Below are 17,781 nucleotides of genomic sequence, written 5' to 3'. Positions count from 1 at the left end.
CATCCCGATATCAACAGAAAGCGACATGTCGGACACGATCCGCCGATAGGCTCGGCTCGACAACTGGACAAACTACGAGAGGCACTCCATGGGATCTCTGAACGAATGGCTACTCAACAGCGATGGCGCATTCTCGGGAATTGTCGGCGGCATCCTCCTGACGATCGCGATGCTCTCGGGCGGCTCGGGCATGTAATCCACCACCGCGCCCCTGGGAAATCCGAGGGCGCGGTGACCGGTATTGAATGATCCCGTCATCCAAGACCGGGTTCAGGGACCCGCACGACGGTTCGAGGCTGAAACAGGCCGAAAAAGCATGACCAGAGCCACAAAAGCCATCGCTCTGTGTCGCACTTCACTTTCGTATCTCACCCATCGGGAAGTCGCATTCGGCATTGTCCGATCGCTGATTATCTACGGCTCTCAGTGCAACTGCCCAGGCAGTGCCGCCTGTGAACTGCTGTGCCGTCTGCAAAAGGAGAACCTCGAAGTGAAGCCCAACAAGACCACGAAGCTGGTTGTGGCGATTGCCGCCACCGCCGCTCTGGTGTCCGCCTGTTCCGGTGCTCGTGGTGACGACCCGTCAGCGACGTCGAACGGTGCATCCGTTGCGACAGCGGACGCGGCGTCGAAGAGTTCCGATGCCAAGTTCGGAACCCTGGATTCGCCGTGCGGCGACGGAGATGCGAAGGGCGCGACGGATCAGGGTGTCAGCGACACCGAGATCAAGATCGGCTTCGGCGACGACCGCGGCTACGTGAAGTCGCCAGGCCTCAACAAGGAGATGAGTGACGCCGTCAGCGCGCTCATCTCGTGGTGCAACGATCAGGGCGGCATCAACGGCCGCAAGGTTGTCGGCACCGACTACGACGCGGCGATGACGCAGGCCAACTCGGTCATGCAGGAAGCCTGCGCCAGCCAGTTCATGTTGGTCGGTCACGGATTCGCGATGGACCAGACCGCAGAGCAGACCCGCGTGGCCTGCAACATGGTTGCCGTTCCCGGATTCACGGTGTCACCGGACGCAACCAATGGTCCGATGTCATTCCAGGGTGTGCCGATGCCCGTCGACTACTCCAATGCGGCAGCATGGTTCCAGATGGCCGAGATGCACCCGGACCTGCTGAACGACTTCGACGTCGTCAACAGCACGATGCCGGCAATCATCAACTCCACCACCAAGACACGCGCGATGGCCGCGGCTGCGGGCTTCAAGCTCAAGGACTGCGGCGTGACCCTGAACTACGAGGGCGAATCCAGCTACGTGCCGTTTGCCGAGAAGTTCAAGGAATGTGGCGTCAAGGGTATCTGGACCTCGCGTTCGGCCAGCCCGGCCGAGCTGAACTTCGTCAAGTCTCTCGATCAGGTCGGTATGGACCCGATCTTCTTCGGTGAGGCCACCTGGTACGGCGAGGCTGTTTCGGCCTGGAACAAGGACACCGGACTGCTCGACAACCTGAACGCGGACATGATTTTCCAGATGCTCGAGAATGCCGACAAGGTTCCGGCTGTGAAGCAGTACTCCGACCTGGTATCCGCAGGTGGCGGCAAGACGGCACTCCTCGGTATGCAGGCTGCATCGTCGTTCCTGCTCTGGGCCACCGCGGCGGATGAGTGCGGCAGCGACCTGACGCGCCAGTGCATGGTCAACGAACTGTCGTCGATCCACGACTGGGACGGCGGCGGATTGCACGCTGTTACCGATCCGGGCAAGAACATGCCGGCCACCTGCGGCCTCATGACAGCGCTGAAGGGCGCCGAATACTCACAGGTTTTCCCGGCGAAAGCCGGCGAGTTCAAGTGCGACCCCAAGTACCTCATCGCCAACGACAAGAGCATCTGGGGCACCGATCTGGATGCCGATCGCATCTCCACGAAGTACCTCAACGCGAACGTGATCAAGCCGCAGGCCTAATTCGCAGGACGCCGGTGGCGCTCATCGAGTGCCACCGGCGGTCATATGTGACGATCGGCAAACGATCCGGCGCAGCACTGGCTGATCGACCATGTCAGCGGCTTCCTACAGGTAGCGTCCCCACGACGATCCGTCGTATTTGCCCGGATCGAGACCTGGGACGAAAGGTACGGAGTATGTCCACCCTTCGCGATGCACGGTTGACCGGTGACGAGGTCATCAATACCTCGTTCGGCACAATCGAACTCGAGCACACATTCCCGACCGACGCGTCCGCCGAATTACTCTTCGACCAACTAGATGTACAGCGCGCCGCCCAGGCCTATCTGTGGGCGCTTCCGCTCGTCGGGTTCGTCACCTGGCGCGACCGCGCAGCAAAAACGTTTGGCGCCAACAACTTCGGCGACTTCGTCGTGTACGAGACTTTACGGGAGAAGCGAGGCATCGTCACCGCAAACCTCACCACGCCGTACATCATCAATTTCAGCACTCTCGCTGACGGACCGGTTCTCATCGACTACCCCGCCGGCCCAACCGCGGGCGGCGTCCTGGACTTCTGGCAGCGACCAGTGGTCGATCTCGGCCTGACCGGGCCTGACCAAGGCAAGGGTGGCGGCTACGTCATCCTCGGCCCGAACGACGATGCCGCACCGTTCGAGGACTCCGGTAGATATGTGGCACGTTCGGCGACAGTCAATATCTTTATTGCGTTCCGGGTGCTAACCCAGGACGCGGACGTGATGGCCTCGTCAAAACGAGGCCTCGCTCTCGCGCGGATCGGTTCCGCGCCCACACCCGTGAACTTCATCGAAGGGGTCGATACCGAATGGAGCGCAACACCATCGCGCGGCCTCGGCTATTGGGACGACCTCGCGACGGTATTGGGTGAAGAACCTGTCCGAGAAGTCGACAAAGCCCTGATGGCGATGCTCGAGCCCCTGGGTATCGTCAAAGGCGAATCGTTTGCACCTGATGAGCGCCAGCAGCGGCTTCTCCTCGAGGGCGCCGCGCTCGGCGAGTTGCTGGTCCGCACCATGCAGGTCAACCCGCGGCACACGACCCCCTACTGGGCAGGTACGAGCTGGTACAAACTCATCGACTTCGAGATCGAACAGGAGACCGACACAATTCTGCAACTCGATCAGCGCGCCACTCTGTTCTACGAGGCAGTCACGACCACCAAGGGCATGGTTCACCCAACTCCCGGTGTCGGGCAGGTCTACCTGACCTCGAAGCGGGACAGCGAGGGTCGCCTGGTGCGCGCCGACCGGACCTATCGCCTGCACGTGCCCGCCGACGTACCCGTCGCACAGTTCTGGTCTCTCACTCTCTACAGCGAGAACACACGTCGGCCGTATGAGAACGGCGGCAATGACATTCGCAGTGTCAGCCTGGACAGCCGGGACGAGATGTTGGACTTCAACGAAGATGGCAGCATCGACCTCTACATCGGTCCGTCGGCACCCGAAACAGCCGACAACAATTGGATGAAGACGGTTGCCGAGGACGGCTGGTTCGTCTACTTCCGCATGTACGCGGCCACCGAGCCCTTCTTCGACAAATCCTGGTCACTCCCAGACTTCGACGAAATCCGGTAACACTGTCGCCGCTCAGGAAGCGACCAGATCGTCGATCTGGTTGATCGCCGACGAAGCACCCTCGACGACACCCATATCAAGCACCTGCTGCAACGCCTCGACGGATTCGTAAGTGCTCACGTAGGTCGCGCGCGTGCCACCGTCGTGCTCGGTGAAAGTGAAGACGTTCTTCGAAACCGGCATCTCGGGATTCGGGGTGAAATCCTCGTCGGCGAAGCCGTCATCGAACGAGAAGCTCGTCGGTTCGTCGGTGGCCGTAATCTCCCAGTAGCCTGCAAATTTCTCACCATCCGGGCCGGTCATATAGTAGGTCGTGCGACCCCCGGGAGTGAGGTTGTGCTCCACCACGGTCGCCGGGTAAGTCGGTGGGCCCCAAACCTTCTCCAACTGGCGTGGGTCGGCGTAGACCTGCCAGATACGTTCCACCGGCGCGGCGAATTCCGCGACGATGGTCAATGTTCGGGTGTCTACGTCCTGCTGGACATCGGTAACAGGCATGGTTCAGCCCTCCTTGGGCGAGTCGAATGCGATGAGTTCGTCAATACGTCCGATGCGGCCGCGCCACGCTTGCTCCAGTTCGGTGAGCATGGCCGCCACCGACCGCAACGCCGTCACGTCGCCGCTGGCGAGATGCTCTCGACCGGTGCGTCGCTTGGTGATGAGGCCGGCTTTCTCCAGCACAGCGACATGCTTCTGCACGGCAGCGAAGCTCATGTCGTACTTCGCAGCGAGCGCAGAAACCGAGTGCTCCCCGGCCAGCACACGGCGCATAATGTCGCGCCGCGTCCGGTCCGAAAGCGCACGGAACAGTGCGTCCGCGCGATCCTCGTCGTCTCCGTTCACACCACAAACATACAACCAAATGGTTGTATATGTCGACCGTCGAGACGCACCCGTGGGCTCACACCGCGATTTCCGTCAGGGTGCGAGATACAACCGGGCCCGAGCAGCACACCCGGGTTACCGTCACCGTTTCGATCGGCCCTCCTGCCGAAGTCTGGTACGCCATCAGGGAATGCTCGCCAGGGGAAGTGGGAGTCCAGAAAGATGCTCCATCGACAAAAGCCACAACGGCGTTCTTGGAGCGTTCGGAACCGTTCTGAGTAAAGACACCCGGCGCATCAACCGACTCCACGGTGGTCGGCGGCGGCTCTCCTCTTGCGACGGCACTGACGTCCGATTTCTCCCACACTGACTTAAGCGGTATCGGCGCCGACGTTGCACACCTCGCAGCAACGCTCAACCCTCCTGCAGGACAATCAATGCCACCAAAATTGCACCGCGCATGGGCACCCGGTAGGTCGCCGACCTCCACGCCGCACTCGAGGCGCAGCCCGTTGCTGTTCCAGGAACGACAGCTGCCGAGATCGTGGTCCCAAAACGTGCTGATTCGCTGAAAGCGATTCTTCAGCAACGCAAATCAATCAGCGAGGACGTGGAGAGGATGCCAGAAGACCACACTCTTTCCCGGTTGATCTCCACGCCGGGCATCGGGGTCTTCGGCCGGCGCACGAATCTTGCTCAAGTCGGCGATGATTCAGCATTCGCCTCCACCGCTCACCTCGCCGCCTACGCCGGGATCGCACCCGCGACCCACTGCTCGGGGACTTCGATCCACAGGGAACACCCCGCCCGATCAGGTAATCGCAAACTCAAACGCGCCCTGTTCCTTTCAGCGTTCGCCGCACTGCACGACACCGCCAGTCGCACCTACTACTGCCGAAAGCGAGCCGAAGGAAAAAAGCTTGGGCGCCGCCCTCATCTGCCTCGCCAGTCGCCGCTGCGATGTCCTCTACGCCATGCTCACGAACCCTATCGATCACCCGCCGTGACTTCCGCTTGACGAAAACAATGCTTGACGAAACAATAGGGACACCCCCGACGCCTCGATTGCCGGCCGACCGTCCTGCCGACAGTCCGAGTGCGCCACCGCCGATTTCGATCGCACCACAAAACGCCTGCTCTTCTCAGTCACAACGAGGGTTTGAGGTCGCGACCCCTCTGATCGCTTACTGACACCGGCGTGCCATTCTAACCACCACGCACTCTGCACAGTGCACGCATGCGCTTCTCCCCATCGAACAGTCAGCTCTGGCGTGGAGCATTCATATCGCGTCGGGATGTTTGCAGCGAAGCTTCGGATTTCGGTGGACGAGGCTTTAGTACGCCCACGGGCGATGGCGTTTTTCGCAGCAACGTCGTACCGCTGCGATCGTGTGAGACGTCATCGGCGGTGAGGTTTCGACGATGGCGTCACCCCGCCATCGCTCCCGGGCCATCATCGAGACGTGTCATATAGTGGCCGGAGAAGACCGGCCACAACTCGTGGCGGCCGACGCGCCGCTGCGCGCACAGCGAACCAGTTGCGCTAACTGCCGAGCGCTCCCGGTGCGGCGCGGAAACTTCCGCCTCGCGCCGCCGGTAATGCTCAGCGCGAGAAGCGGTACGGTTCCTGCATCTCCGCATTGTTGATGGCGCGACCTAGCCAGATCGCAACGCAGGCACCCACTGCGGTCCACCCGACGATAATTTCGGCAATCCACCACATGCTAGGACCTTGACACGCAACGCACCGACGTACTGGACTTTGATCCCGCGAGACGCGAATGAAAGTCTCCCGCAACGCAATTGTGACCTGCCCCTTCACACTCACGTCGGGCGGCTCTTGCCGTACATGTGACGCAGATAACCGCAAACGCAGTGAAAATGTACAGTGCAATGACTAGCCACGTTTGCAATCGGGCTGTCGGTTCTGCGCGCCTCACCGCGCTTAACCTCAGCCCTGTGATGTTTCGTCATTGGCGGATCGTCTCATGTACCGATCCTTCGGACGTCAACGCGTGAAGGCTTCGTCCCTAAGGCTCGCCCGGTGTCGCCGAAATAGCGATGTCGTTTAGCCTGCACGCGGCGATAAATACGCGTTCCGGCCCCTCATGGGAGGTCATAGGGCATTTGATGCGCGCAATTAACTCATGACGAATCTAACGCAGCGGCCCGGAAGCATCCCGGAGCAATAATGGCCCTCGGCGCAGACATCAACTTGTCCAATACTGACCCGCGCACCAAACGCGGCGAATGAACACGCTGCCTGTGGTGTGCTCAGCGACGCTCACAGTGCCGTTGCTGTCTTCCCGTCACGGACTGGTCGCCCTTTCGAAACGTGCTTCCGGTCCCCACCGCCATTGCCATTGCCATTGCCATTGAATCTTGTCGATCATTTTGACAGGCCTGTGAGCATACGGACTGCCACCTCGGTGACTCGTTCGTCGAGTTGTTCAATAGGGATACCTGTTTCACGGCTTATTTGCTCACGAAAGATGGTGTAGCCGTAGTTCATTGCGGCAGTCATGACGTGAGCTGCGACTGGATCGAGGTCGGGGAGCAGATTACCTTCTTTCTGATCGCGCTCGAGATCGGCTTTGCTGCGATCCAGTTGTGGAAACAAACGGACATCAGGATCTCCGTCGAGCACGAGAAGCGCGGTGAGCTTGAGAGCTTCTTGTGCACCGATGGTCTCCTCCAGCACGCGCGCGCGCCTCTGAGCGAACGGTAGCGCGCGGTCGGCCTGGAAGATCGCGGCCTCTCCCCAACTGTGTTGGGCGATTGCAGCACGAAGTAGGCCTCTTCTCGAACCGAAGTATTGGTAGACCTGACCGCGGTTGACGCCGGCTTCGTCGGCTACCTCGCGGAGGTTGATGCCTGCCAGCACTCCGTCGCGCTCGAGCAATCGCGTTACGGCATCGAGCAACCGTTGTTCAGTAGCTTTTCGGTCGCGAGACCTGCGTGAGCCCTGGTTGTCCTCAGACTTCGGTAATTCGGTCATCACCCCTCCTCTGGATCGACACAACGCTAACAGTTCGTGAACCGGGTCTTAGTCCCTAACCCGAGCTGTCGAAAATCCTTGTGATGGAACTACATTGCTGCTAGCGTTTTGTTAGTAACGTTATGCTAGCAATCGGATGGAGGGTACATGCACATGTCCTTACCGCTTCGACAAAGCGGCGCTCGACCCACGCGATCGACGATTGGCCTCGCCCTGCTGACAATGACACTGTTGGCCTCATGCGACTCCAGCGGCGCGGAACTGACAAAAACGCCTGCGTCCACAGGCGATAGCGGAATTGTCGGCGGGCAGCAAGCATCAACCGAACCCACCAGCGGCGGCACCGTGACGATGGCCGCCTATTCCAATGTGACCAGCCTGGACCCGGCTAAGATTCCGGCACTGGGCTCGACCGGCGGCAATGAAATGGCGGCTATCTACGACGTTCTGATGCGCTATGAGACCACTTCCGGCACGTTCGTCCCACACTTGGCCAAGTCTTTGACTGTGTCATCCGATCGGTTGCAGTGGATCCTTCAATTACGCGATGGGGTTACGTTCAGCGACGGAAATGATGTGAGTGCATCAGAGGTGATGTGGAGCATCGACAGGTACACCAGCGCAAATGGCCTAGGAAGCCAGCTATGGAAGTCCAATGTTTCTTCAGCAGAGGTCTCAGGATCTCACTCAATCACATTCACGATGAAACAGCCGTGGACAGAGTTTCCCGCGACACTTGCCAGTGGTTACGGCATGGTCGTCTCCGCGAGCTCGGTCGCGGGTGAACAATTCACTCCCGTCGGAGCCGGACCCTTCACAATTGACCAATTCAGGCCAAATGAGGAACTTCGGCTCACTTCACGATCGGACTACTGGGACGGAAAGCCATATCTGGATGCTCTGCGCTTCGTTGGGTTGACAGGCGACACAGAAAAGCTAGAAGCACTCAATGTGAACGACGTCCAAGTTGCGTTCATCCGTTCCGCAGAGGCTGTCGAGCGCGCCCGAGCAGAGGGTCACGCCGGATACGTCGAGACCATGCCCCTCGCTAGCGTCGCCATGATCAACAACCGTCCAGGTCGCCCCGGTGCCGATGTTCGCGTGCGTCAAGCCATTGCTCACGCCATCAATTTAGACACATTCAATGAACGCGTTGACAAAGGAGCTGGCCTGCCCGGATCCTCGATCTTCCCCGAGTGGTCCCCGCTGCACGGTGAAGTCAGCGGACTGGAGTACAACCCCGAGGCTGCGAAACGACTCCTCGACGAGGCAAAGAGCGACGGATACGACGGACACTTATCATTTCTGGGCATCGCCGCAGCGAAATCGCAGACCACTGCACTCGCAGTGCAGTCGATGCTCCAAGCTGTGGGCTTCACAGTGACACTGGAGCTGGAGAACAGCGCCGGCGATGTAACCAAAAGAATCAACGTCGCGCACGACTACGACATCAGCTATTCCGGTATCAGCTTGCCCGCTGCCGCGCCCGTCAACAAACTGACATCAGCACTGAACAGTACGTCCAACAATAACTACCTGGGGTATTCGAACCCACGCATGGACGCCTTGCTCTCTCAACTTCAGACAACCGATGCAGACTCGGATGCACGTCGAGAATTGCTCGAAGAACTTCAGGGCCTGGTGAACGAGACCGTCCCGTTCGTCACACTCGGCGCGGCGCCGACTTTCACTCTGTGGGCGGCCGGCGTTCACGGTATCGAACCAAGCATGGACTCCATCATGCTTTTTGGAAAGGCTTGGCTCAGTGCCTGATTCAGAGCTACACACCACGGGACGTCCCGAAGTCCTGGACGCGATTCTGCAGGACCGACGAAGCTGCCGTGCCTTTCGCCCGGAGCCAGTTCCCGCCCATATCGTCGAGCGAATTCTCGAGATGGCGCAGAAGTCGCCATCCTGGTGCAACACCCAACCTTGGCACGCCACCATCACAAGCAAAGACGCTACCGAGCGTTTTCGGCGCGGCTTAATCCAACACGTGCGCAGTGGACCACATCAACCGGACTTTCCGTTCCCACACGCATATGAGGGTGAGTATCAAGCCCGGCGACGACACTGTGCTGCCCAGCTCTACGGCGCTCTGGGCATCGAGCCAGGTGACCGTGTCGCGTCAGTAGGACAAGCGATGAAGAACTTCGAATTTTTCGGAGCCCCTCACGTCGCAGTGATAACCACTGAGGACGCGCTCGGTGTGTATGGCGCGGTGGACTGCGGACTTTATGTCGGGACATTCCTGCTCGCAGCCGAGAGCCTCGGCGTCGCCTGCATCCCTCAGGCAGCGCTGGCCGGCTACGCCGAGTTCATCCGCGAATTCTTGGGACTGGACAACAACCGCAAGATCGTCTGCGCAATCTCGTTCGGCTACGCCGACGAAGAACATCCCGCCAATGGCTTTCAGACGACTCGAGAACCGGTTGCGAATGCAGCTTCGTGGGCGCATTAACTCGGCCCCACCCCGCCGAGACGAGAGCCCATCCGAGAAAACTGACGACAAAATCCCACTCATGGCACGACATCGAAGGACGCTGAAGAACATGGCTGAACTACCCCTTGAAGGCATCCGAGTCCTGGACATCTCCTCGGTTATCGCGGCACCTGTCGCCACTACATTCCTTGCCGACTTCGGCGCCGAGGTCGTCAAGGTCGAGGAGCCGACCGCGGGAGACTTCCTGCGTGGCAATTCCGGAACCCCGGGAAACCGCTCACTGCAGTGGGCGCAGGAGGGGCGAAACAAAAAATCCGTCACCCTCGACCTGAGACAGGCCCGAGGACAGCAAATTTTGCGTGAACTCATCCCCCAGTTCGACGTGGTCGTCAGCAATCACCGCCTGCCCACGCTCGAAAAATGGGGACTGTCCCCCGAGTCGATGCAAGCACTCAATCCGCACGGCGTCTTCGTCTTCGTCACCGGCTACGGTCTGACCGGACCTTATCGAGATCGGGGCGCATTCGACAGGATCGCCAGCGCATTCTCCGGGCTTACCTATGTGAGCGGTGAACCCGACCGCCCGCCGGTGCGAACAGGATTCGCGATGATCGACTATATGGCCGCCTACCTGACAGCCTTTGCCACAGTGACTGCCCTGTACCACCGAGACGCCAACGGTGGACGGGGGCAAATCATCGACTCCTCACTCTACGAGGCAGGGTTCCGGGCCAGTGAGGATGCGCTGCTGTCCTACTCCTCGAATGGCATGATCCGGGAGCGAAGCGGTAACCGTAATCCGGCATTGGTTCCGGCGAGCGACTTCGATACCGCAGACGGCCGCCGGATTGCCGTGCACGCTGGCACCGATCCGCTGTTCCGCCGCCTCGCACAGGTCCTGGGCCGACCCGATCTTGCCGACGACCCGCGCTTCGCCACGCGCGCCGCGCGCGCGGAGAACCCCGAATACCTCTACAAGATCATCGGCGAGTGGGCAGCAGAGAAGAATGCCGATGAAGCAACCGAGATCCTCAGTGCGGTAGGCATTCCCGCATCTCTCCTCATGAACGTCGCCGACATCGCCAGCAACCCCCACTACCGCGAGCGTGGCACCATTGTCGATGTCGAGGATCCAGATTTCGGCGAAATTTCGATGGTCGCGCCGCTACCGCACTTCAGCGAGACGCCGGGTCGCATCGAAACGCTCGGATGCGCATTGGGCGCCCACACGGACGAAATTTACCGAACCCTCCTCGGATTCGATGACGAGGACCTCGCCGAGCTTCGGTCCGCGAAGGTGATCTGATGCCGATCGACGTCGCAGCCGCGCTTTCGGCGAAACCCACCGTGCAGCGCCTGCAATGGACCGAACGGGACGTTTTGCTGTACCACCTGAGCATAGGCGCAGGATCCGATCCAACCGACCTCACCGAACAGCGTTGGGTTTACGAGCGAGATCTGCAGGTACTTCCCACCTTCGCAATGGTTGCAGGAAAAGGGATCTCGGCGCCGAGCACTCCGAATACGACGGCGCTTCCAGGAATCGACGTGCCCCCCGCGAAACTCCTGCATGCAGGCCAGAAATTGGTTATTCACTGTCCGGTCGCCGCCGGCGACTCCGCTATTGTTACAACGCGCATGACAAACGTGTTGGATCGAGGACGCGCCTCCGTCATCGAAATGGAATCCCTCGCAATGACAGCGAGCGGAGAGCCCTACTGGACCAGTAGAACAAGCATATGGGCTAAAGACGAAGGCGGGCATGGCAAGAAGATCGCGTCAACCCAAACGCCAACAGTGACGCCCGACCGCGCACCAGACATGGTCATCCATCGAACAACGCGTCCGGATCAAGCCCTGCTGTACCGACTAAATGGAGGGCGGAACCCCCTACATGTAGACCCAGCATTCGCTCGGCAGGCAGGCTTCGAGCGGCCCACCATGCACGGATTGGCAACATACGGGATTGTCTGCAAGGCACTGGTGGACGAGATACTGAATGGGGATGCGGAACGGGTAAGCAGTTTCGATGCGCGCTTCTCGAGCTATATGTTTCCCGGTCATAGCCTACGGATCTCGGTCTGGAAAGAGAGCCTTACACTTCGGTTCTCGGTCACCAGCCCGGAGCGCGGCGATGTACCTGTACTGACACACGGCCGCATGATGCTTAGCTAGCTGTATGAGGCATGGACCTTAGTTACGCGATGCCGGTGGTAAGCGGCGGTCGGTCGTCCTCCGCAATGGTGTCGCACAAGGGCCACCGCCACCCAGGGGAATTCATCAATCACTGCGTGTGGTTGTGCTTCCGTCCCCGCTCAGCTTCCGCGAAGTCGAGGAACTCATGCTCGAACGCGGTGCCCTGGTGAGTTACGAAACGATCCGACGGTGGTGCGCCAAGTTCGGGCACACCTACGCCAACGGGCTCGCTCGTACATTTCGACCTCACATTGGTTTCGCAACCTGAGCCGGCCAACATCGATATCCCTACATCGACAGACAGTCGGGCAGCCCGTGCTCTGCACAAACGCGGGCGCTGACGCACCCGGAAATCATCACCATTCTCAAATCAACTATTCCCAAACATCATTGGAAAATTTGAACCTGAAGCAAAACCCCCTTTCTTTCAGGGATTCGCGTAGCCGGTTCTCGAGTGCAGAGCACCCGAATGCGCCGAGCAGTCGAAAAATATCATGTGCTCATGCTGAGGGAGAGGATCGCACTGTGATCGCCTGCGGGGGAACGTCGGATGTGCGGAATGAAAACGATTGTATGCGGAACCTTGTATCCGGCAAGATTTTCCGATACTGCTCGGCCAGGTCTTCGGTATCGACGACTTCGGAGAAGCCCTCCGGGATCCAACACGAATGGCATTCCGGCACTGAACGTTATACATCAACGCCTCTCGGACAATCAGTGTGAATCACAGAGCGTGAAAAATTGAAGGTTCCTTCCCCCAGGACGTAGCCGCCAGGCAGTCTTGACACATTAAGGTCGCGACCTTAATATGTGGGTATGACCCAGACCACGTCTCGACTGGCGATGATCGAAGCGGCCGAACACATCGTCGCCGAACGTGGCTTACACGCACTGACTCTCAAGGACGTCCAACTCACAGCGAACCAATCGAACAAATCTGCAGCGAAATACCATTTCGGTTCCCGGGAGGGTCTCATCGAGGCCCTTGTCGAAGCTCGGATGTCCCCCGTTGATACGCGTCGACAAGAAATGCTCGACGAGATAACGCGACTGGGCACGCCACCGACTACCCGACAAGCCGTCGAGGCCCTTGTCCGGCCGTTGGCAGCCGAAACTCTCGGTCGCTCCGGTAGTCGCTACGCGCGGTTCCTCGTCCAAGCCCTGTTCAACCCCGCTCTCGCCGACATGATTGAGAAGCACCTGAGAGCAGAAAGCTACAAACACGTCCGGCAGTTGCTGATCGAACTCTGTCCGGCACCGAACCCGATCGCGATCTGGCGCACCGATGGCATCGTCATGCACAACATGACAGTGCTCGCGGCACACGAAGGAAGCGATCGCACTCCCGCAGAGAGTACGGCGATCATCTGCGATCTCGTCGATACCTGCGTGGCCATGCTCGAGGCACCGACCTCGATGACAACCAAATCCTCAGGAGCATCCTCATGACATATGCACTTCCCGCTACTGCAGCACCCACACCGACCGATCCCCTCGCATACTTCGGACCGATTATCGCCCCGCGAACCGCAGAGAATGTGGAAACTCCTCCCTACGAACTGTTCTCACTAGAACCACAGACACCGACCATCGGTGCCGAAATCTCCGGAATACGACTGGGCGGAAATCTGTCGGACGAGGTCATGGCGGAACTGCGCCGCGCACTGCTCGAATGGAAGGTCCTGTTCTTCCGGGACCAGGACATCGAACGCGCGGAACACCGTGCCTTTGCCGAAGCATGGGGAGACCTCGAACAGCACCCGTTCTACCAGTACACCCAACCAGGACAAAGCGACGTCGACGTCGCCACCCTCGCCAAGGACGCAGCCGCCGTCGGCGCCGAGAACATCTGGCACAACGACGTCACATGGCACGAATTCCCCTCGTTCGCAGCAGTTTTACGTGCCATCGAGATCCCCACTGTCGGCGGCGACACACTCTGGGCCGACACCGGCGCGGCATACGACTTGCTTCCCGGCGACATCAAGGCCCGGATCGATCACCTCGAAGCCGAACACGACTGGATCACCTCGTTCGGGTCCGGGATGCCACAGGACGCGATCGACAAGCTCCGACCGAGCTTCCCACCGGTGCACCATCCCGTTGTGCGAGTGATCCCGGAAACCGGTCGGCGCGTGCTCTTTGTCAATGTTGCATTCACACAACGAATTCTGGGTGTATCAGAGCAAGAATCACACGAACTCCTGCGCCTGCTGTACCGTCACCTGATGCGCCCTGAGTTGCAGGTTCGGTTGCGGTGGAAGCCGAATACCATCGCTTTCTGGGACAACCGGACGTGCCAGCACTACGCGTCGAGCGACTACTACCCGGCGCGCCGTGTGATGGAACGCATTTCGATCGTAGGAAGCAAGCCCACCGGCATCTCGCGGTAACCCGGCAGGAACTGCGACTTCCCATAGCATCGCGACGAGCCGAGCCGAGAGCGAATCGTCGCCACCTCGGCTTGTCATTGCATTCTCGGACTTCGCAGCCTTCGAGACCATCCGAGTTTCGCGCGCTGAGGAACACAGCGCCCGATCCAGGCCCGCACATGGCATACATCTGCCGTAATACGCTTGTGGACAATACTTTTAACTCGCGGCGGTCACCGCTGTTCATTCGGATGATCCACTGCAGCCCAGAACCAAGATATGACTACCGCCCCATCTCCGGACTCCCCATCTTCCGGCCATTTACAGGAGTGTCCTCGTGACCGAAGTACCCACCTTGCCTGTCCACACTGATCTGCGGTCCATACTCGAGACGCGCAGCAGCTGTCGCGCGTTCCAACCGGACCCCGTTACGCGTGAGACGATCGAGCAGATCCTCGAGATGGCACAGCGCACTCCCTCCTGGTGCAACACGCAGCCCTGGCAGGTTTCGATCACCGAAGGGCAAGGCACCGAGCGCTTCCGGAAGGGACTCGCCGAGTATGTTCGGTCGTCTCCGCAGGCACCGGATTTCCCTTTCCCGGCCGAGTACCGCGACGTGTACGGCACGCGCCGTAAGGAGTGCGCGACGCAGTTGTATTCGAGCGTGGGCATCGCGGCGGATGACCGGAAGGCCTCGTCTGAGCAGACCATGAAGAACTTCGATCTGTTCGGTGCGCCCCACGTCGCGGTCATCACCACCGACGAGGCACTCGGCGTTTACGGCGCGATCGACTGCGGGTTGTACGTCAACACGTTCTTGCTCTCCGCGCACAGCCTCGGTCTGGCCGCTGTTCCGCAGGCTGCTCTCGCCGGGAGCGCGCCTTACCTGCGCAATTTCTTCGACCTTCCCTCTAACCGAAAGGTGGTGTGCTCGATCTCGTTCGGCTATGCCGACGAATCCCACCCCGCCAACGGCTTCCGCACCGATCGGGTGGACATCGGAACGGTCGCCGACTGGGTGTCCTGAGTCGACGGCCCGTCGCTGCCCCAGTCTTCGTTCCACTCGAGAAGGACCCCTCACATGTCGTTGAACCTTGCAGACCTCTTCGAAGCCGTTGTCGACAAACTTCCCGACCGCACCGCCCTGGTCTGCGGCGATGAGCGTCGTACGTTCTCCCAGCTCGACCAACGGGCGAACCTGCTCGCCCACCACCTCGCTCAGCGAGGTGTCCAGGTGGGTGAACATGTCGGCATCCACATGCGCAACAGCACCCAGTTCGTCGAGGCCCTGCTGGCATGCCTCAAGATTCGTGCGGTGCCGGTCAACATCAACTACCGGTACACCGAAGACGAGCTGACGTACCTCTACAACAACTCTCAGATCGTCTCGTTGATCGTCGACGGCGAGTTCGTTCCGATCATCGCCGGCGCCCTCCCCGCCTGCCCTGGCATCAAGGACGTACTGGTATTCGGATCCGTGGATGATCCGACGTCGATATCCTTGCCTCTCAATGACTTCGACGACGCGATGCGGACCCAATCGGCGGACCGGGATTTCGGCCCACGCAGCGATGACGACAGATTCGTCATTTACACCGGGGGCACAACCGGAATGCCGAAGGGAGTGGTGTGGCGACACGTGGACTTCTTCATGGCCGCACTCGCGGGTGGAAACCACGGAGGTGCCGCCTTCACCAACACCGCCGACCTCGCCGACGCTGTCGCAGCCAACTCCCACCCCATGGCGTTTCTGCTCCCGGCACCGCTCATGCACGGCGCCGCGGTGTACTCGGTGTTCAGCGGCTTCTTCAGCGGCGCAAAGCAGGTTCTGATGCGCAGCTTCGAACCAGTCGAAGCGCTCCGTCTCATTCAGGACGAGCAGCTTTCCTGCGTCACGGTCGTCGGTGACGCGATGGCACGTCCGTTCACCGATGCGATAGCCCGCCACGGCTCCGACTACGACCTCACCTCGCTGACACTTGTCAGCTCCGGCGGTGCACTGTGGTCACGCAGCTCGAAGAACCAGCTTCTCGAACTGATGCCGAACTTGTTCTTGCGCGACGGATTCGGAGCATCGGAATCCGGGGTGGACGGCACACTCGAGATCGACGCGGACGGCAACATGCGTGTCGTGGGCAACCCCAACATGCTGGTCGTGGATGAAGAACTGCGTCCGATCGAGCCCGGCTCCGACATGCTCGGATACATTGCCCGTGTTGGACACGTACCACTCGGGTACTTCAACGAGCCGGAGAAGACCGCAGAGACCTTCCCCGTGGTCGACGGGGTACGGATGTCGATCCTCGGCGACATGGGCCGGGTCGAACCGGACGGCTCGATCGTGCTGCTCGGCCGCGGCTCGGTGTGTATCAACACCGGCGGTGAGAAGGTGTTCCCCGAAGAGGTCGAGGCTGCCATCAAGAGTCATCACGCCGTGATGGATGCCGTCGTCGCCGGCACACCGAACGCGCTTTTCGGCGAACAAGTCTCGGCTGTGGTGCAACTTCGCGAGGACTTCGAGGATATCGACACCGATGAGATCGCCGAACATTGCCGGGCCTCGATCGCCGGGTACAAAATCCCGCGTTCGATCGTCGTCGTTCCCGCCATCGTGCGCTCTCCCGCCGGAAAGGCGGACTACCGCTGGGCTCGCGCGACCGTCGCGGAGGTTGTAGGCGCATGAGCGTAATCCAAGAACAGCACGGCAGGATCCTGCTCATCCGCCTCGATCGGGAGAACAAACGCAACGCGATCGACCGCACCATGGCAGAGGGAATCGACGAGGCCCTCAACCGACTCGACGACGATCCGGCTCTGTGGGCCGGAATCATCACAGGGACAACGACGATCTTCAGTGCAGGCACCGACCTGAGCGAGCGCGCCGACCTGAGAACCGAACGCGGTGGCGAGTACGGGATTATCCGACGGCAGCGGAGCACCCCTCTGATCGCCGCCGTCGAGGGACCGGCCCTCGGCGGAGGATTCGAAATCGCACTTGCCTGCGATGCGCTCATCGCTTCCCGTACAGCGAGTTTCGGACTCCCCGAGACCCGTCGCGGACTCGTCGCGACATCGGGCGCCCTCTTTCGGGCCGCGCGGGCATTGCCACCGAACATCGCGCGAGAACTACTTATCTCGGGTCGCACACTGGACTCGGACCGGGCCTACCAACTCGGACTGGTCAACGAGGTGGCCGACGCGGGATGCGCGCTCGATCAAGCCATGGCGCTCGCCGAAGACATCTGCCTCTCGTCCCCGATGTCGGTACGTGAGAGTCTGCGTGCGCTACGCACCCTGACCGTCGACGAGGACGCACTCGGATGGCAGGCCACCGAACGAGCGATCGAGGTCTTCCTCGAATCGGACGACATGAAGGAGGGCATCAGCGCATTCTTCGAGAAGCGCCCGCCGCAGTGGCTCGGACACTGAGCCAC

At 60.3% G+C, this 17,781-nt stretch carries 15 protein-coding genes and 2 pseudogenes; 13 read left to right on the top strand and 4 right to left on the bottom strand.

What is annotated here, in order from left to right:
• The first annotated feature begins 490 nt into the window (after nucleotides 1-490).
• Both C7T36_RS22060 and C7T36_RS22055 read left to right on the top strand, forming a co-directional pair.
• Nucleotides 491-1,915: an ABC transporter substrate-binding protein gene (locus C7T36_RS22060; RefSeq protein WP_045068037.1), complete on the top strand. Its 1,425-nt coding sequence runs from the start codon at nucleotides 491-493 to the stop codon at nucleotides 1,913-1,915.
• Between the two features lie 176 nt (nucleotides 1,916-2,091).
• Complete coding sequence (locus tag C7T36_RS22055) at nucleotides 2,092-3,513, top strand: DUF1214 domain-containing protein (protein ID WP_045067671.1); 1,422 nt, start codon at nucleotides 2,092-2,094, stop codon at nucleotides 3,511-3,513.
• Between the two features lie 12 nt (nucleotides 3,514-3,525).
• Here C7T36_RS22055 and C7T36_RS22050 read toward each other — a convergent pair whose 3' ends face one another.
• From C7T36_RS22050 to C7T36_RS30400, 3 genes are read right to left on the bottom strand one after another with little or no spacing between them, the layout of a single operon-like run.
• Entirely contained in the window at nucleotides 3,526-4,011 is a 486-nt protein-coding gene (locus C7T36_RS22050; protein ID WP_033236248.1) for an SRPBCC domain-containing protein, read from the bottom strand.
• A gap of 3 nt (nucleotides 4,012-4,014) precedes the next feature.
• On the bottom strand, nucleotides 4,015-4,356 hold the full coding sequence (locus C7T36_RS22045; RefSeq protein ID WP_033236247.1) for a helix-turn-helix transcriptional regulator: 342 nt from the start codon (nucleotides 4,354-4,356) through the stop codon (nucleotides 4,015-4,017).
• A 58-nt stretch (nucleotides 4,357-4,414) separates the two neighbouring features.
• Nucleotides 4,415-4,705 (bottom strand): hypothetical protein, encoded by a 291-nt coding sequence (locus tag C7T36_RS30400; protein WP_162487736.1) that lies wholly within the window; start codon nucleotides 4,703-4,705, stop codon nucleotides 4,415-4,417.
• Nucleotides 4,706-4,768: 63 nt separating this feature from the next.
• On the opposite strand from C7T36_RS30400, the pseudogene C7T36_RS22040 reads away from it, so the two are divergent.
• Nucleotides 4,769-5,345: pseudogene (locus C7T36_RS22040) on the top strand (transposase); the annotation flags it as partial.
• 1,382 nt (nucleotides 5,346-6,727) lie between these two features.
• On the opposite strand, the gene C7T36_RS22035 reads toward C7T36_RS22040, so the two are convergent.
• The gene (locus C7T36_RS22035) at nucleotides 6,728-7,336 is read right to left on the bottom strand and encodes a TetR/AcrR family transcriptional regulator (protein ID WP_084702803.1); all 609 of its coding nucleotides are present in this window, start codon (nucleotides 7,334-7,336) and stop codon (nucleotides 6,728-6,730) included.
• A gap of 222 nt (nucleotides 7,337-7,558) precedes the next feature.
• On the opposite strand from C7T36_RS22035, the gene C7T36_RS22030 reads away from it, so the two are divergent.
• The 10 genes and pseudogenes from C7T36_RS22030 to C7T36_RS21985 all read left to right on the top strand — a co-directional run bounded on the left by C7T36_RS22030 (nucleotide 7,559) and on the right by C7T36_RS21985 (nucleotide 17,776).
• On the top strand, nucleotides 7,559-9,109 hold the full coding sequence (locus tag C7T36_RS22030) for an ABC transporter substrate-binding protein (protein ID WP_052683531.1): 1,551 nt from the start codon (nucleotides 7,559-7,561) through the stop codon (nucleotides 9,107-9,109).
• Entirely contained in the window at nucleotides 9,102-9,797 is a 696-nt protein-coding gene (locus tag C7T36_RS22025; protein ID WP_045067668.1) for a nitroreductase, read from the top strand. Before C7T36_RS22030 ends, C7T36_RS22025 begins: the two co-directional genes overlap by 8 nt.
• Before the next feature lie 91 nt (nucleotides 9,798-9,888).
• Nucleotides 9,889-11,085, top strand: coding sequence for a CaiB/BaiF CoA-transferase family protein (locus C7T36_RS22020; RefSeq protein ID WP_045067667.1), 1,197 nt, complete (start codon nucleotides 9,889-9,891; stop codon nucleotides 11,083-11,085).
• Nucleotides 11,085-11,954: a MaoC/PaaZ C-terminal domain-containing protein gene (locus C7T36_RS22015; RefSeq protein ID WP_045067666.1), complete on the top strand. Its 870-nt coding sequence runs from the start codon at nucleotides 11,085-11,087 to the stop codon at nucleotides 11,952-11,954. Before C7T36_RS22020 ends, C7T36_RS22015 begins: the two co-directional genes overlap by 1 nt.
• Before the next feature lie 65 nt (nucleotides 11,955-12,019).
• Nucleotides 12,020-12,210 (top strand): annotated as a pseudogene (locus C7T36_RS30655) (IS6 family transposase); the annotation flags it as partial.
• Nucleotides 12,211-12,791: 581 nt separating this feature from the next.
• Nucleotides 12,792-13,424 carry a TetR family transcriptional regulator gene (locus C7T36_RS22005; protein ID WP_239654722.1) on the top strand — a complete coding sequence of 211 codons (633 nt, stop codon included), beginning with the start codon at nucleotides 12,792-12,794 and terminating at the stop codon, nucleotides 13,422-13,424.
• Nucleotides 13,421-14,368, top strand: coding sequence for a TauD/TfdA family dioxygenase (locus C7T36_RS22000; RefSeq protein WP_045067665.1), 948 nt, complete (start codon nucleotides 13,421-13,423; stop codon nucleotides 14,366-14,368). Before C7T36_RS22005 ends, C7T36_RS22000 begins: the two co-directional genes overlap by 4 nt.
• A 316-nt stretch (nucleotides 14,369-14,684) precedes the next feature.
• The gene (locus C7T36_RS21995; protein WP_045067664.1) at nucleotides 14,685-15,374 is read left to right on the top strand and encodes a nitroreductase; all 690 of its coding nucleotides are present in this window, start codon (nucleotides 14,685-14,687) and stop codon (nucleotides 15,372-15,374) included.
• Nucleotides 15,375-15,428: 54 nt separating this feature from the next.
• Complete coding sequence (locus C7T36_RS21990) at nucleotides 15,429-17,030, top strand: acyl-CoA synthetase (protein WP_045067663.1); 1,602 nt, start codon at nucleotides 15,429-15,431, stop codon at nucleotides 17,028-17,030.
• The gene (locus C7T36_RS21985) at nucleotides 17,027-17,776 is read left to right on the top strand and encodes an enoyl-CoA hydratase-related protein (protein WP_045067662.1); all 750 of its coding nucleotides are present in this window, start codon (nucleotides 17,027-17,029) and stop codon (nucleotides 17,774-17,776) included. The genes C7T36_RS21990 and C7T36_RS21985 overlap by 4 nt, the downstream gene beginning before the upstream one ends.
• Nucleotides 17,777-17,781 lie beyond the last annotated feature (5 nt).

This window comes from Rhodococcus sp. AD45-ID (genome assembly GCF_003023755.1).
Lineage (GTDB): Bacteria > Actinomycetota > Actinomycetes > Mycobacteriales > Mycobacteriaceae > Rhodococcus_F > Rhodococcus_F globerula.
The sequence above is the reverse complement of the archived record's forward strand: the minus strand, read 5'-3'. Positions and strand labels throughout refer to the sequence as shown.